Source organism: Echinicola sediminis (assembly GCF_054777495.1).
Genome location: NZ_BAAHAP010000026.1, coordinates 1 through 15715 on the forward strand (window position 1 = coordinate 1; position 15715 = coordinate 15715).

Sequence of the window (15715 nt, forward strand, 5' to 3'; positions counted from 1 at the left end):
GCTGTAGCCTAAATTATCCTGAGGATAAGCCTTTTCTCCATTTCTTTCCATTTATCCAAATAAAGCTTATTTATAGCGGTTGGTTTCTTTGGTTTAGTAAACTTTCTTTATCTTTTCCATCTGCTTATTTGCCTGTTATGGCTTATTAGCATGAGTATTATTAGGTTAGGTTAATGTGTTTTAAAAGGTAATTAATGTTATTAAAACAATTATTTTTGTATTTATTTGAAGTGGTTTTACCAAATAAATTTTATTTGTAATAAATTAGTAGCTAGTTTTAATCGATTATTTCAGGTAATTAATCATTTTGTGGGGATTTAGGCTTCTTGATTGCGGGAAGGTTACAGTTAGGTAAAGGTGATTTTTACCCATTTTGTCGGTTTTAGGGTAGTATTGATGGATCATTAGCCAAGTAGTTTAATAAATGTTACTATTTAGAAAGGAAGAGGAATTAGGTAGGTTAAACCTCTATGCTGTTGCCATCATTTTGATTGCTCTTATCATGGATAGTGTGGTGCTTTGGTTTGTGGAGGAGAAAATGGACATGGTGATTAAAAATACGGTCAATATCGTGATCATCCTTACCATGTTCACTGCTTATTTCCGAAAATTGGTTCATTTTTCTACCTTAACCATAATCAGTATTTATACCATCTATTTGAATAATGCGGTTTCGCTGATCTTGAGAGGGGATCCCAGCCTGTATCATTTTGAGGTCTATTTTTTAAAGATTGAATTGGTGATGGTTTTATTGATGATTGGTATCGGTCTGCTGACCAGTCCTGTTCATATGATCTATTCCTTGATTGTCAATTCAGGCTTTATCTTAATGTGTGTATTCTTGGGGCCAGAGGATTTTTCGTTGATCAAGTACCTGTTTTTTTTCTTGGTGATTACGGGAGCGGGCCTGATTGGGTGGAGGTTGTACGTTTATTTGGAAAAGATCAGAAGGGCAGCCAGTGAGGCGAAGGATAAGATCATGGAGCATAATGTGGAATTGATCGAAATCAACAAGCAGAAGGATCAATTGTTCCGGATCATTGGCCATGATATCCGTACGCCGTTGAGCCATATAGAGCTTTTGCTAAACGAGATGGACAGCGGGATGGAAAAGGAGGCTTTTGATGAGATGAAGGCATTGATGCTCAAGGCAGCAGAAAAGGGGAACAGTCTCCTACAGGATTTATTGGTCTGGGCAAAGGCACAGGCATCAGAGGCAAAGGCGGTGATGGAAAGCTGTTCTCCTTACCAGTTGAGCTTGGAGGAAATGGAATTTGTGGAAGGTTTGGCCAGCACGAAAGGCATAAAAGTGATCAATAATGTAGATCCTGAACTGAAGATCATCGCTGATGAAAACATGACCAGTACCATCATCAGGAATTTATTATCAAACGCCGTTAAATTTTCCTTCAGGAATTCCAGCATTAAAATAGAACTTTTGCTAAAGGCGGATGAGTACTGGTTGCAGGTAAAGGATGAAGGAGTAGGCATGAAGATGGGGCATGTTCAGGAGATTCTCAGAGAAGGAAAAGTGACTTCCATGCGCGGTACAGAAAAGGAAGAGGGAACGGGTTTTGGCATTATGATCTGCCAAAAGCTAGCAGAGCATCAAGGGGGGCGCATAGATATCTCCAGTGAATATGGCAAAGGGAGTATTTTCAGTTTGGTGCTGCCTGTGAGATAGAATTTTGTGTGCGTAGTTTTAGTAAGGCGAAAGGTTAAACCTTTTTTGGAAAATTGCCGTTACTTTAGCTTGAATTAATCAACCTAATTAGTTAAAATTTTAGTAAAGTGATAAGCAATCGATACAAATTACCCGTTATTATTCTCCTATTGTGCTTGGTTTCATGGGGAAAGGGGATGGCTCAGGCCGCCCTTGACGTTCCCGCCAATCCAGAAGATATCTCACCTCTTTTGATCGGGGAGCAGATTCCCAAGGCAGAGCTGAAAGATCCAGAAGGAAGTTTTCAATCTCTCCACGATATTGTCAAGGAGAAACCTACCGTGCTGATATTTTACCGGGGAGGATGGTGTCCCTATTGCAATAAGCATTTGGCCGAACTGCAGGCTGTTGAGCAGGATATTTTGGATCTGGGCTACCAAATTGTAGCTATCAGTCCTGATGCACCCGAACAGCTTAAAACCACCATGGATAAAAACGAGCTTACTTACAGGCTTTATTCTGACAATGACCTGAAAGTGACCAAAGCCTTTGGTCTGGCTTTTCAGGCTCCCAAGCGGTATAAGGAAATGCTTTTTAAAGCCTCAGAAGAAGCCAATCCAGGCGTTTTGCCAGTACCAGCGGTGTTTGTTTTGGACCAGAAGGGAACCATTGATTTTGAATATATCAATCCCAATTATAATAGCCGTATCAGCGGGGAGCTGCTAAAGGCCGCGGTGGAGGCCCTGGCCAAGTAAGCTAAAAGCACATTATAAATTTATCAAGGCCGCCTAATAAGCGGCTTTTTTTTTGATCACAGGTATAAGAAGGTCATGGTAAATTTGGAAGGGAAAGTCCACGAATATAGCTCCAGATTGATGGGCTAAAAGAAATTCATTTGATGGAATCATTGAGATGAACTTTAGTAAAAAAATAGGCGTATTTACCGGGGAAATCTATGGGAAAAGTGAATTTTAACCCGTTTCGGCTGTAATATTAACAAGCCTAGTTGAGCCTTTTAAAAAAACCTAACTCAATTAAGCCTTAAGCCTCCTGCTGACAAGTGGAGTGATTGGGAGTGGGTTTCTTTTGGGCTAGACCGTTAATCATCCATTGAAGAGAGGTACGGCTGCAAAGGATTTTTATTCCGCCACCATAACACTTTCCCTGTGCTCGAGGCCCCACTTGACCATGGCATCCAGGACCTCTTTGATCTTTCTTCCTGAGGGGGTAAGCTCATATTCCACGGTCACCGGAGTGGTGTCATAGACAGTTCTTTTCACAATACAGTTTAGTTCCAGTTCTTTTAGCTCTTTGGAGAGCATCCTGGGGGTGATTTTTGAGATGTCTCTTTCCAGCTCTTTAAAGCGCTTTTTGCCAAAGCATAAAGAGCCGATAATCGGCAGTTTCCATTTTCCACTGATCACATTCAAGGTGTCACGAACAGCAAGTACAAATTCGCCGGAACATAATTCAGGGCTGTGGGTTATAGTGTTTGTATCCATAAGTCAATGGGTTTGCTATACTATTGTATACTGGTATACTAAAGTATAGTAGTCACTTTTGTATAGCAAATATAGTTAGTTTTGTGAAGTTAAAAAAATGAAACCTAAAGATGATGAGCTTAATAGAAAACTTAACGTGGCGATATGCTACCAAGAAAATGAACGGTAAAGTGGTGCCAGAGGAAAAAGTCGATTATATCCTGGAAGCGGCGCGCTTGGCCCCGTCCTCGTCTGGACTACAGCCCTACAGGGTATTGGTGGTCACGGATCCTGAGATCAAAGAGAAAATTAAACCCATCGCTTGGGACCAAAGTCAGATTGTGGATGCTTCGCATATTTTGGTCTTTGCTTCATGGGACAATTATACAGAAGAAAAGATCCAGGAGGTTTTTCAAAAGACGCTTCAGGAACGAGGACTTCCTGAGGACCGAATGGATGATTACAAAGAAAGGCTTTGGGGCATGTACAGCCAGCTGACAGAGGATTGGCATGCAAACCATGCCGCCAAGCAGGCTTATATAGCCTTTGGGTTGGCCATCGCTGCCGCTGCTGAGCAAAAGGTGGATGCCACTCCCATGGAAGGTTTTGACAATGCAGCCTTGGACGAGCTTCTGGGCTTGAAGGAACTGGGCTTGAAAAGTGCCGTGATTTTACCTTTGGGCTATAGGGATGAGTCTGAGGATTGGCTGGTCAATATGAAAAAAGTGAGAACCCCAAAAGAGGAGTTTGTATTGGAAGGTTAAAAAAGGAGGATGCATGTTAAATAAAGAAAGAATCATTTATTGGTTAACCACCGGCTTGGTGGCCATTATGATGTTGTTTAGTGCCTTTGCTTACTTCACCAATCCCGAAGTTCAGGCTAGCTTTGTGAAATTGGGCTTTCCGGATTTCTTCAGGATAGAGTTGGGGGTGGCCAAGATACTGGGGGCCTTGGTGCTATTGATTCCGGGGATACCTCAGTTGGTAAAAACCGGCGCTTATGCAGGCTTTGCGATAGTATTTGTATCTGCATTTATAGCGCATTTGGCCATTGGAGACCCAATTGCGGTGTCATTGATGCCATTGGTGTTCTTGGTCGTTTTGTTGGTATCTCTTCGGTACCAGCAGAAGCAGGTAGCACCCATTCCAGCGAATTAAGTAATTGAAGGAATTGTCAAGTAGAAAAAGCTTCCACATAAGTGGGAGCTTTTTTTCTGCAATCAAACCGAATTTGGAGAAGCTTGAAATCGCTTAGCCGATCTCCTCCCCTATTCTATATTTGCTGGGATGTCCTGGTGGGCTCCTGATCTGTCTCCCCGTATTTCCACCACTTCATAGACCACATATTTGCTTGCACCTCTCCAAGGCAAGGTACCTAAATATTCCCTGTATCTAAGTTCTACGAATTTTCCACTGGCCCTTTCCAGCTTTTTAGCCACATCTTCACCCATCCCACTAAAGCGGAATTCATTGCTCTGCAGCGCCCCTGCGGTCGGACTTTGGAAGCCCTCCTGCACTAATCTGCCTTCCCAGGTTTTAAAGATAAAGCCCTTTCTTTCGTAATAGTTGAGGGTACCTCCTTTTACCCCTTCAGCAAAGACGAAAAAATACTTCCAATAAATAAATCCTGCGAGAAGTAGGACAACTGAAAAAATGGCAATTTTTACAAATTTGTTCATAATAAAAGGCGGTGTAAGCTCTCAAAGTTTTTAAAATCCTCTACCAATTTCACACAATTCACCGAATAGTGCAATGAATAGTTTCTGCATTTAGGGAAATCGGTTATTTGGCCATTCTTTGAACCTCCCCATGGCGGAAGCATTGCACCAGATGGTCGTTGACCAAGCCGGTGGCCTGCATATGGGCATAAATGGTGGTGCTTCCCAAAAATTTAAAGCCTCTTTCCTTCAGGTCTTTTGACAGTTTATCCGATTCGGGGGTGGTGGCCTTGACGTCCTCCATGCCTCTCACCTGGCCATTGATAGGTTTGCCGTCCACAAAACTCCAGATATAGCTGGTAAAGGTGCCCACATTGGCCTGGATTTCCATGAATCTGCGAGCATTGTTGATGGCCGCTTCGATTTTTAGCTTGTTGCGGATGATGCCGCTGTCCTGCATAAGTTCCTGGACCATGCTATCAGGAAAGTCGGCTATTTTTTTATAGTCAAAATCAGCAAAGGCCTTTCGGTACCCTTCCCTCTTTTTAAGAATGGTGGACCAGCTCAGTCCGGCTTGGGCACTTTCCAGCACCAAAAACTCAAAATGCGTCCGGTCACTGTACACCGGTACACCCCACTCAGTATCATGGTACTTGATGTATTCCTTGAAACCCAAGCACCAGGGGCAGCGGAATTTTTCGGTTTGATTGATGTGGTATTTTGACATAGGCGAAGTGTTGGATACCAAACATATCGTCAAGGCATCGGGCAATAATGGCCAAACCCAACCTTGAAAGTAAACTAAAAATACACAGTTTGGTTTAGGAATTCATGAAATACCTGAATTTACTTTCACGGTTTTTTCCAAAGAAAAATCCCGAGAGTTTAACCACAGAGGCCACAGTGTTTTTCTTTTATCAACGCTCCTTTCACCATACCGCTTGTTACGGAAAAAGCTCCGGTAGATGCCGGAGCTTTCCATTGGGCAACAATCATCTCCTATTTACTCTTATGCCAGAAAGTTTTGGGGGCTCTTATTCTCCTGCCGTGCCGTGGCTGAGTTGGGGAGCCAGTCGGTACAGGTGACTGTAGACGTCCTTGATGGGATCAAAGAAAGTCTGATACAGCTCATCCTTTTTCTTTTTTCCCATTTCTTTTTCGATATTCTGCCAGACTCCTTTTACATTGTCCAAGGGGGCAAAGCCCGCATAAGTTTCTGATACAAAGAAGTCGGGGGCATTTTCTCCACCTCCCATATACTGGTACCAATAGCCTCTTTTGTTACCTTCCACGGTATTGATGTGCTCAGACATGGTTTTAAGGTTTTCCATAAAAGCAGGGTAGCCTTCCGTTTTAACTTTGAAAAAGGTGGCCCTTACGATGGACACGTCATCGGGAGCCCCTTCTTTGCTAACATCGGGCATAAATCTGGTAAAGTAGGTACTGGAAATGGAAATATGCGGAGAGAGTACCAGTTCCGCTAAATTTTGACATGCTCCTCCTGCCTCATCTTTCAGGTCAAAGGCCTCCCAGTTGGATTTTATATAAGTAAGCACATAATTGTCGCCCTCACCATCCATGCGCTTAAAGGTATTCCAGGCGGTCTGTCCTCCATTGGACAGGTAGCATTCCTTCCATTCCATCATGCTTTTTTCAAAGTTGTTCACATGACCTTCCTTGACTTTTAATTCTATGATCACCCGTATAAATTCCATGGGTTCCTGTTGGCGTGCAAAAGCGGAGCTTGACATCGCTGAAATAATTATCAGGTAAAAGCAAGCTTGTAGGGTTTGTCTCAATAATTTCATGATACGTTGGGTTTATGGAAAATTCAAAGAGCGTGTGGCAGTCAAAAGCCGGTAATAGTGCAAGCTTAATGGGGCGGTCCGTCCCAATGTCGGTGCTTAGGACATAACTAAATATACCTTGTTTTTTGCTTAAAACGGCTATTGAGAGGGGTTTTGTAAATGTGTGGGAAATTTTCGGCAATATATCCTCGATCAGAAAAGTCAAACCGGATCAAGCTTACGCAATTTGGCCGAAAGTGCTGGGCAGAATGCCGCAAGCCATCATAAAAAATGAAGATTTCTCTCCTATATTTGGGGCATGATCAGATATTTTAGAACGAGTAATCCCTCTGAGGAACTTCGAAGCTGTAAAAATAAAATTGCCAGTTTAGCCCTTGGAAGGTTGATAGTGTTTTTTGCTATCGGAGCAGTACTGATTGTAGGTTTGACAGAAATTCGATGGCTGTTGCTACTTTTGATCCCTCTTGGAGCTTTGTTTGTTTACATGGTCCGCCTTTTTGACCGCTTAAAGGACAGACAGGCGTATTTATCGGCAGTTTTGAAAATGGAACAATTCCGCTTGCAAAGACAAAGAAGGGAATTGGCTTCATTTGACCAAGGCGAAAATTTCAAAGACAAGAAACATCCTTTTTGCAATGACCTGGACCTTTTTGGCGAACACTCCCTTTTTCAATTGCTGAACCATACTGTTGGTACGGGCGGGCGAAACCTGTTGGCATCCTGGATGAAGGCAGATGTCAATCCCCATGAAGCCAAAAAGCGCTTTCGTGCGATAAAGGAGCTTTCCGGTCATCCCGAATTTGTCAGGGACTTCGAGGCGATCGGCAAAGCCTTTATTAAAGAGGAGAAATCAAAAAAGGCTTTCTACCAGTGGTTGAAAGCGCCTGCGGCGTGGAAAGGTTTCTATTGGTTTCCACTGGTTGCCGGTCCAGTGGTGGGCTTGGTACTTTTGTTTGGTTGGCTGCTTGCCGGCTGGTCAATGGCTTATTTCAGCGCATGGATATTATTAGGTATCGGTCTGTTGGGGATGGTTTTTAAGCCCCTTTTGATGGCTAACCAATCCATGCCGGACCGGGGAGATCTTAAGACCTTGACTGCTTGGGCGGCAGAATTGGAGCAGCTGAAGTTTTCGGACGGATACCTCAAGAGCCTGCAGGCCCCGGTCATGGACAGCGACTACAGGGCATCCGTGGCCTTAAAGTCCCTGGAGCAGCAAAGCTTTGCCGTCCAAAACCGAATCAACATGGTTTACCTGATTTTTAACCTTTTCTTTTGGGTTGATTTCATCGTGCTCTGGAGGTTGGAAAAGTGGAAGGCCAACTATGCCGCTCATATGGAAGCATGGGAAGAGACCTTTCAGGAGTGGCAGGTTTTGGTTTCTTTAAGTGCCTTTACTTTGGAGGAGCAGGTTGCCTGCGAGGTCACTTGGTCGGATAAGCTCGAGCTGGATGTAAGGGCATTGAAGCATCCTTTGTTAAACCAGAAAGTATGTATTCCCAATGACTTCAAACTGTCCGAACCACAGAAAATAGTCCTGCTTACCGGGTCCAATATGTCGGGAAAAACCACGTTTATGCGTACGTTAGGGACCAATTTGGTTTTGGCCAATTTAGGCTTGAGTCCCTTTGCGGATAAATTTACTTCCGGGGCTTTTCAGCTGTTTACCAGTATGCGCAATACCGACAGTTTAAGTGAAAGTGTCAGCTCATTTTATGCTGAGCTTGCCAGGATCAAAGGCCTTTTGGAAAGGACAGAAGAACAGTTTCCCGTGTTTTTTCTATTGGATGAAATCCTCAAGGGGACCAATACCACGGACAGGGTGATGGGGAGTGAGGCTTTGGTGAAGCAGCTCTTGTCCAGCAAGTGCAAAGGAATCATCTCCACCCATGACATTGAGCTGAGCGAGCTGGAAGCGGAGCTGCCTCCAGTAGTCAATTACAGTTTTCATAGTAATATCAAAGACGATGAAATTCTTTTTGATTATAAAATCAAAAGGGGTCCATGTACCAGTTTTAACGCCCATAAATTGATGGAATTGATGGGGATTCGTTTCTAAAAAAAATGAAAATTAAGAAAATTGGCACTAAGATTGGTTAGTAGTATAGTGTAAACCAATTGTTTAACTAAACAACCAATAATATGAGCTCTCTATTGTATTTGATTGCCATCATTTTAGTGATTGGGTGGATATTCGGAGCCTTCGTTTACAGTGTCGGAGGATTGATACATATTCTCTTGGTACTTGCGGTCATCGCGGTACTATTTCGACTAATAGGCGGCCGATCTGTCTAAAAAGTAGTAGAATTAAGGAAAAAAACGCTATCCTTCGCCAAGGATAGCGTTTTTTTATTTTAATTTTGAGGCATCATCTCCAAAACCAAGGAAACAGTGCAAGATAATTATCAGCAAAAGACTTTAGGGATTTTAGGTGGGGGCCAATTGGGCCGAATGGTCATCCAGTCCGCCATCAATTACAATATCGATATTCACATTTTGGACCCGGATGCCAATGCACCCTGTAAGGACATTTGCCATGATTTTACCCAGGGCAAACTTACCGATTATGACACGGTGTACCATTTTGGGCAGAAGTGTGATATCCTGACCATAGAAATTGAAAATGTCAATACCGATGCGCTGGAGCAGCTGGCGAAGGAGGGGAAGAAGGTTTTTCCACAGCCCCATATTATTCGGCTGATTCAGGACAAACGGGAGCAGAAGCAATTTTATAAGGAAAATGATATTCCTACGGCGGATTTTATCCTCACAGATGATAAGGAGGCGGTGCTGGCCAATAGCGGATTCTTGCCTGCTGTCAACAAGCTGGGAAAAGAAGGTTACGATGGCCGGGGTGTACAGGTGCTGAGGACAGAGGCTGATTTGGAAAAGGCTTTTGAAGCACCAAGCCTGATGGAAAAGCTGGTGGACTTTGATAAGGAAATTGCAGTGATTGTTTCCCGAAATGAGCAGGGAGAATTGAATGCCTTTCCACCGGTGGAATGCGCCTTCCACCCTACTGCCAATCTAGTGGAATTCCTTTTTGCACCGGCACAGATCGCTGCATCGATCAGTGAAGAAGCGACCAAGGTGGCCAAAGAGGTCATAACCAAGCTGGACATGATCGGCATCCTTGCCGTAGAAATGTTTGTTACCAAATCCGGAGAGATTCTCGTCAATGAGGTCGCCCCCAGGCCACATAATAGCGGACACCACAGTATCGAGGCCAATTTCACTTCTCAGTTTGAGCAGCATTTGCGCTCTGTGATGGGCATGCCATTGGGCAATTCGGACCTAAGGATGCCTGCTGCAATGGTGAATTTGCTGGGGGAAGATGGATTTACCGGTGATGCAGTGGTGGAAGGAATGGATGAGGCCATGCAGGAAAAAGGGGTTTATATCCACCTTTATGGGAAGAAAATTACCAAACCTTTCCGAAAAATGGGGCATGTGACTATTTTGGAGGAAAATGTGGAGGCCTTGAAGACCAAGGCCCTAAAAATAAAGGATATCATCAAGATAAAAGCATAGATCATGACCAAACAGGTAGGAATTATCATGGGGAGCAAATCTGACCTTCCCATTATGTCAGAAGCAGCTAAAGCATTGGATGAATTGGGGGTAAGTTATGAGTTGACCATCGTGTCGGCTCACAGGACCCCTTTAAAAATGATAGACTATGCTGAAACTGCGCGGCAAAGAGGCATAAAAGTGATCATTGCCGGGGCTGGCGGTGCGGCCCATCTCCCGGGCATGGTAGCTTCCCTGACTTCCCTTCCGGTTATTGGCGTGCCCGTCAAATCATCCAACAGTATAGATGGCTGGGACAGTATTTTGTCAATCCTTCAGATGCCAGGAGGGATTCCCGTAGCAACTGTAGCGCTGAACGGGGCAAAAAATGCCGGTATCCTGGCCGCTTCCATGGTGGGGGCTTTTGATGCAAAAGTGGCTGAAAGCCTGGATAACTACAAAAAAGAGCTTAAAGAAAAAGTGGAGGAATCCGCCCGTGAGGTAGAGCTGAAAGGATGGAAAGACACCTTGGAAGATTAGTAGTACCGAGACATTAGTATCAAGACGAAAGACGCTGGACCGGTAAATTGGGTTTAGCGTCTTTTTATTTACCGCTTACAATGATTGACTTCAAGAAAAATATAAGGTTCAGGATCGGCTCTGAAGATTGGGAAATGCCTTTGGGCGTGTTGCTGCTTTTGCTGGGCATTGCCTTGGTGATGGTCTTGGGAGGTGCCTATCTTGGTTTTAGGTTTGGAAAAGGACTCTATTAATTTAAAAACAAGCCCCAGCCATCATCATATTTATGGGAAGGGTCAAAACCTTTGACCCATTCGACGAAAAGCTGCTGGAGTTCACTGATAGCATCTCTCAACAGCTGCAGGTGTTCCTCTGCATGGGTATCCACCATGGCCACCGAATAGGTCATGGAATTGAGATGACGGGCATGAACTTTCATGAAGACCGCATTTTCCATTTTAAGGATATAGTCATCCACGCCTTCGGCTCCGGCAAATTTCCCACAGATCACCGTGGCATCTTCAAGCATAAAGGTGCCGTACATCTCCTTGGCCATTTCATCCAATGCCCCCACAAGTGCCTCGGTCAAACTGAGGATATCATTGGCTTTTTGCATGAGCGGGTGCTTTTTGATGCGCTCCTGCTCTTTTCTAAAGTCCTCCTCATCTTCACTGTCCCAGTTGTCATTATCATCAAAATCGTCCCACATAGACACCGTTCACTTTTATGTTTCCAAAAAAAAAGCGATCATACGATCGCTTAAATATAGGATTTTTGGGAAATCTCTTCCTAATCAGAATGGCAAAATGTCTTCACCACTTTCATCATTGAAGGTACTTACCTCAGGAGCAGGGGCATTGCTTTGTCCACCTGCAGCACCGCCGCCTTGTTTGTCCACTCTCCATACCTTTACATCGGTATACCATCTGCTATTATATTCCCGGCTTTCGATTTCTATACCGGCTTTGACGGTATCCCCTTGCTGCATGCCGAACTGATCGATTTTGTCTCCCCAAACGGTCATGCAAACTTTCTTTGGATACTGGCCTTCAGTTTCTAGAATGAAGTCCTGCTTTCTCCAAGTTCCGTTCCGCCCATTACCGGATTGTTCCGGCATAATTTGAATGATTTTACCACTAATTTCCATATTGCTGTTTGATTTTTATTTTTTTCCAAACCACGAAGGTACTCAATTGGCCTCTCTATTAAAAAATACTCGGTCTAATTTTGACGGGGTTTTTCTCCGGTTCTATTGCTGACGTTATGCTAGTATAATTTAATGAAATCAGCTCAAATTGTAAACGAATAATTGAAAAATGATGGTCAAACGGTCCTATATGATGGTAAATGTCTTTAGCGGGTTGATCAGTTTTGTGCCGCTCACCGCTCAGAAATAAAGTAAAAGCCGGCATGGGAATCGTTATTTCTGCTTGATTGGTTATCTTTGGAGCAATTCATTTTTATGCAGGCATCGAAAGAGAGAAAATACACTGAAGGAAAATTAATTCACGCGCTTACACAGCTTGCCATCCCAATCATCTTGGCCAATGTTCTCCAGACAGCCTATCAGCTGATCGACACATTTTGGCTTGGACGCTTGGGGGCCCACGCTGTGGCCGCAGTGAGTTTGAGCTTCCCGATTTTGTTTTTCATCCTTTCGCTTGGAGGCGGGCTGACTCTGGCGGGTACCGTCTTGGTATCCCAGTATAAAGGGGCCAATAATCAGCAGATGGTCAATTTCACCTCTTCCCAGACCGTGTCGGTGGTTTTCGTGGTTTCGGTATTTCTGGCCATGATCGGATATTTTTCCGCAGGGCCTTTAATGAAACTTATCGGGGCAGGGCCAGAGGTTTTGTCTGATTCAGTAGCTTATTTCAAAGTGTCCTCTCTGGGATTTGTATTCCTCTTTATCTTTTTTGTCTTCCAATCATTGATGCGGGGCATCGGCAATGTCATGTTGCCGGTTTATGTGGTCCTGGTTACGGTATTGCTGAATTTGATCCTGGATCCTTTGTTTATCTATGGCTATGGCCCGGTTCCCGGGTTTGGCGTGGCCGGTGCTGCAGTGGCTAGTGTGGTCACCCAGGGACTCTCGGCCATAGCAGGGCTTTATATCATGTGGAAAGGGCGGCATGGAATTCAGATTTCATTTGGCCAAATGAACTTTGACCTGAGCCTGACCAAAGAACTGTTTAGGCTGGGGCTACCATCCAGTTTGGAGCAATCTGCCCGTGCGCTGGGCATGGCCATGATGGTGGTGCTGGTGACCAGTTTTGGCAGCGAGGTGGTGGCTGCCTACGGTGTGGGGGCTCGGATCCTTAGTTTTGTAATTATTCCTGCCCTGGGGCTGGCTATTGCCACTACCACCTTGGTAGGCCAGAATGTAGGGGCGAATAAGCTAAAAAGAGCAGAACATACCGGCTATTTGAGTACCAAGATTGCTTTTTTTGGACTGACAGGAATCGGAATCCTGCTGTTTATCTTTGCAGAGGATTTGGTCCGGTTTTTTGTTCCTAATGAGCCCCAGGTAATTCAGGACGGGGCGCTTTTTATTAAGATTATGGGGCCTAGCTTTGGCTTTTTGGGCGTGCAGCAGGTAATCAATGGCTCCTTTAATGGGGCGGGCTTTACCAAGGCTTCCATGTTCATCTCCTTTCTGAACCTTTGGGTGATCAGGTTTCCAGTGGGCTATATTCTGGCCTACCATACTGGCCTGGGACATGAGGGGATCTATTGGGCCTTCCCTATTTCCAACTGGATTTCTGCCACTGTGGCTTTCGTTTATTTCCGGATGGGATACTGGAAAAAACGCTTGTTGTAGGGTGGAAGAGGCGATTTTCTGCGTTTCAAGTTCGGTTTTGAGAATTTAGTACATTTGTCTATGGCTTTTTCTATCAAGGAATATTTATACAAGGAGTTTTCTTCTCAGGGATTGGATACCGGCAATGAGGCCTTTATCCATGCCTTGGAAGTGGCTTTGTTTTCCAAAAGGTCCCTGTTTTTGACAGGAAAAGCAGGCACCGGTAAGACAACGTTTTTACATACACTGAGAAAGCTTAACCGCGATAAAAACATGGCGGTGGTCGCTCCCACCGGTGTGGCCGCCATCAATGCCAAAGGAAAGACCATCCATTCGTTTTTTAAAATCGATCCCAGACAGTTGTTTCTGCCGGGAGATCCCCGCTTGCAGCCCAAAGCAAAGGAAAAAGGGATGTCCATTTTTGAGCAGTTCCAATACCGGAAAAAACACCGTGACCTGATCAATCGGCTGGATGTGTTGGTGATAGATGAGGTGTCCATGGTTCGTGTGGAGCTGCTGGACGTGATAGATCAGCTGCTGAGGGTCTACCGGAAAAAGATGCATTTGCCCTTTGGCGGGGTGCAGATGGTTTTTATCGGGGATGCCTTTCAGCTTCCTCCAGTGGTGAAGCCTACAGATTGGGATTACCTGAAGGCGCATTACAGCTCCAGGTTTTTCTTCAGTGCGCATGCCTTTAAGGCCTTGCAGCCCATGCATATCGAACTTAGAAAAATATACCGTCAAAAGGATGAGCGCTTTAAGGATATTCTTAACCGTATCAGGGAAAGCGACCATACGGTAGCCGATCTCAAGGTTTTGAATGATACGGCCCATAAATACCGTTTTGACTTGTTGGATCAGGAATATATTCTGATCGGCACGCATAATGCCACCATAGCGGAAATCAATAAAAAGAAGCTGGGAGAGATCCGGAAAGAGCCGAGGACCTACAAAGCAGAGATCAAAGATGATTTCCCTTTGAATATGGCGCCATTTGATCCCATTGACCTGACCCTGAAACTGGGCGCTCAGGTGATATTTATGCGAAACAATGCCGAGGGGAAGTACTATAATGGGATGATCGGAAAAGTTTCCAAGATGGAGAAGGACATGATCGAGGTGGAGGACCGTAGAGGATTTATCTATGAGGTGAGAAGGGAGGTTTGGGAAAATGTGGAGTTTGTCTATAACGAGAAAGAAGAACACCTGCAGGCCAAGATCATCGGTACCTTTACCCAGTTTCCTTTGAAATTGGCCTGGGCCATCACAGTGCACAAAAGTCAGGGCTTGACCTTTGAAAGGGCCATTTTGGATATCAGCCGTTCCTTTGAAGCTGGACAGGCCTATGTGGCTTTGAGCAGGTGCACCAATTTGGAAGGTTTGGTATTGAAGTCTCCGATGGGAATACAGAGCATCAAAGTAAGCCCGGACAGCTTGGAGTTTAGCCGGCAAAGACTGGAAGCAGAGCAGATCGAAGAGGAATTGGAGCTGGCCAGGGCCATGCAGTTGCTAAAACATGCCTTCAGGGCCTTTAGGAAGGGTGAATATGAATTGGCCCAACAGATGTTTGATGAAGTGATGGCGGTTCACGATGTTACGGTATACCCCAAATGGCAGCAGTTTTTGAGGCTCAAAGAGAAGTTGGAGGACCGATTTTATTGTAGGAATTGATTTTTTTTATAAAAGTATCAAGTATTTAGTTAATTAGAAGATTACATCAACAAGAGAAAATGAGGAGGGGTTAATATGGAACAGGATCCAGTAGTGCATGAGGTGATTAAGCATGCCGAATTCCGGTTAAAGGAGAATACGGCCAAAATAAAGAGCTGTTTGGAGTGGCTTACTGAAGAAGAGATATGGCAAAAACCAAACAGCTCTTCCAATAGCGTGGGAAATCTGGTACTCCACCTTTGTGGGAATATCAGTCAATATATCATCTCCGCCTTAGGTGGTCAGGAAGACAAAAGGGAGCGTGACCTCGAATTTTCTATTGAAGGGGGGCTTAGTAAGGAGGCATTGATCAAAATGCTCAAAAATACCATAGAAGAAAGCATCGAGGTGTTGGATAAGCTGGATCAGGAAAGCCTACTGAAGAAATACAATGTTCAGGGCTTTCATTATACGGGGGTTGGAAATGTGGTGCACGCGGTGGAGCATTTTTCCTACCATACCGGACAGATCGCTTTCTGGACCAAAGTTCTTAAGGATCGGGATCTGGGTTTTTATGGAGGGCTGGATTTGAATAAAAGGAACGAAAAGTAAGTAGGGTACCTTAGATA

At 44.4% G+C, this 15715-nt stretch carries 18 protein-coding genes; 12 read left to right on the plus strand and 6 right to left on the minus strand.

From position 1 onward, the window contains the following. Positions 1-424 precede the first annotated feature (424 nt). Positions 425-1684 (plus strand): sensor histidine kinase, encoded by a 1260-nt coding sequence (locus ACYVAA_RS08785; protein ID WP_460540625.1) that lies wholly within the window; start codon positions 425-427, stop codon positions 1682-1684. 107 nt (positions 1685-1791) lie between these two features. Beyond that, positions 1792-2418, plus strand: coding sequence for a peroxiredoxin-like family protein (locus ACYVAA_RS08790; protein ID WP_460540627.1), 627 nt, complete (start codon positions 1792-1794; stop codon positions 2416-2418). 384 nt (positions 2419-2802) lie between these two features. Here ACYVAA_RS08790 and ACYVAA_RS08795 read toward each other — a convergent pair whose 3' ends face one another. Next, a complete protein-coding gene (locus ACYVAA_RS08795; protein WP_460540629.1) occupies positions 2803-3165 on the minus strand; it encodes a winged helix-turn-helix transcriptional regulator in 363 nt (120 codons plus the stop codon). Between the two features lie 113 nt (positions 3166-3278). On the opposite strand from ACYVAA_RS08795, the gene ACYVAA_RS08800 reads away from it, so the two are divergent. After that, entirely contained in the window at positions 3279-3908 is a 630-nt protein-coding gene (locus tag ACYVAA_RS08800; protein WP_460540756.1) for a nitroreductase family protein, read from the plus strand. 13 nt (positions 3909-3921) lie between these two features. Continuing rightward, positions 3922-4302, plus strand: coding sequence for a DoxX family protein (locus ACYVAA_RS08805; protein ID WP_460540632.1), 381 nt, complete (start codon positions 3922-3924; stop codon positions 4300-4302). A gap of 110 nt (positions 4303-4412) precedes the next feature. Here ACYVAA_RS08805 and ACYVAA_RS08810 read toward each other — a convergent pair whose 3' ends face one another. The 3 genes from ACYVAA_RS08810 to ACYVAA_RS08820 all read right to left on the minus strand — a co-directional run bounded on the left by ACYVAA_RS08810 (position 4413) and on the right by ACYVAA_RS08820 (position 6610). Continuing rightward, positions 4413-4823 carry a hypothetical protein gene (locus tag ACYVAA_RS08810; protein ID WP_460540635.1) on the minus strand — a complete coding sequence of 137 codons (411 nt, stop codon included), beginning with the start codon at positions 4821-4823 and terminating at the stop codon, positions 4413-4415. Between the two features lie 103 nt (positions 4824-4926). Beyond that, positions 4927-5529, minus strand: a complete 603-nt coding sequence (locus ACYVAA_RS08815) for a DNA-3-methyladenine glycosylase I (RefSeq protein WP_460540637.1) — start codon at positions 5527-5529, stop codon at positions 4927-4929. 307 nt (positions 5530-5836) lie between these two features. Further along, on the minus strand, positions 5837-6610 hold the full coding sequence (locus tag ACYVAA_RS08820) for a hypothetical protein (protein ID WP_460540639.1): 774 nt from the start codon (positions 6608-6610) through the stop codon (positions 5837-5839). A 298-nt stretch (positions 6611-6908) separates the two neighbouring features. Between ACYVAA_RS08820 and ACYVAA_RS08825 the strand changes: the two genes are divergently transcribed. From ACYVAA_RS08825 to ACYVAA_RS08845, 5 genes are all read left to right on the plus strand, one after another. Beyond that, on the plus strand, positions 6909-8666 hold the full coding sequence (locus tag ACYVAA_RS08825; RefSeq protein ID WP_460540641.1) for a P-loop NTPase family protein: 1758 nt from the start codon (positions 6909-6911) through the stop codon (positions 8664-8666). 83 nt (positions 8667-8749) lie between these two features. Further along, positions 8750-8902, plus strand: coding sequence for a lmo0937 family membrane protein (locus ACYVAA_RS08830; protein ID WP_143155874.1), 153 nt, complete (start codon positions 8750-8752; stop codon positions 8900-8902). A gap of 96 nt (positions 8903-8998) precedes the next feature. Next, positions 8999-10138: a 5-(carboxyamino)imidazole ribonucleotide synthase gene (locus ACYVAA_RS08835; protein ID WP_460540645.1), complete on the plus strand. Its 1140-nt coding sequence runs from the start codon at positions 8999-9001 to the stop codon at positions 10136-10138. Between the two features lie 3 nt (positions 10139-10141). Then, a complete protein-coding gene (gene purE, locus ACYVAA_RS08840) occupies positions 10142-10657 on the plus strand; it encodes a 5-(carboxyamino)imidazole ribonucleotide mutase (RefSeq protein WP_460540647.1) in 516 nt (171 codons plus the stop codon). Between the two features lie 80 nt (positions 10658-10737). Then, complete coding sequence (locus tag ACYVAA_RS08845; RefSeq protein WP_460540649.1) at positions 10738-10890, plus strand: hypothetical protein; 153 nt, start codon at positions 10738-10740, stop codon at positions 10888-10890. Here the strand turns inward: ACYVAA_RS08845 and ACYVAA_RS08850 are convergent. Beyond that, positions 10887-11345 carry a hypothetical protein gene (locus tag ACYVAA_RS08850; protein WP_460540651.1) on the minus strand — a complete coding sequence of 153 codons (459 nt, stop codon included), beginning with the start codon at positions 11343-11345 and terminating at the stop codon, positions 10887-10889. The genes ACYVAA_RS08845 and ACYVAA_RS08850 overlap by 4 nt on opposite strands. Before the next feature lie 84 nt (positions 11346-11429). Then, entirely contained in the window at positions 11430-11783 is a 354-nt protein-coding gene (locus ACYVAA_RS08855; protein ID WP_460540653.1) for a DUF3127 domain-containing protein, read from the minus strand. Positions 11784-12098: 315 nt separating this feature from the next. Between ACYVAA_RS08855 and ACYVAA_RS08860 the strand changes: the two genes are divergently transcribed. From ACYVAA_RS08860 to ACYVAA_RS08870, 3 genes are all read left to right on the plus strand, one after another. Continuing rightward, positions 12099-13457: an MATE family efflux transporter gene (locus ACYVAA_RS08860; protein WP_460540655.1), complete on the plus strand. Its 1359-nt coding sequence runs from the start codon at positions 12099-12101 to the stop codon at positions 13455-13457. A 60-nt stretch (positions 13458-13517) separates the two neighbouring features. Further along, positions 13518-15107 carry an ATP-dependent DNA helicase gene (locus ACYVAA_RS08865; protein ID WP_460540657.1) on the plus strand — a complete coding sequence of 530 codons (1590 nt, stop codon included), beginning with the start codon at positions 13518-13520 and terminating at the stop codon, positions 15105-15107. A gap of 75 nt (positions 15108-15182) precedes the next feature. Next, the gene (locus ACYVAA_RS08870) at positions 15183-15698 is read left to right on the plus strand and encodes a DinB family protein (RefSeq protein WP_460540659.1); all 516 of its coding nucleotides are present in this window, start codon (positions 15183-15185) and stop codon (positions 15696-15698) included. Positions 15699-15715 lie beyond the last annotated feature (17 nt).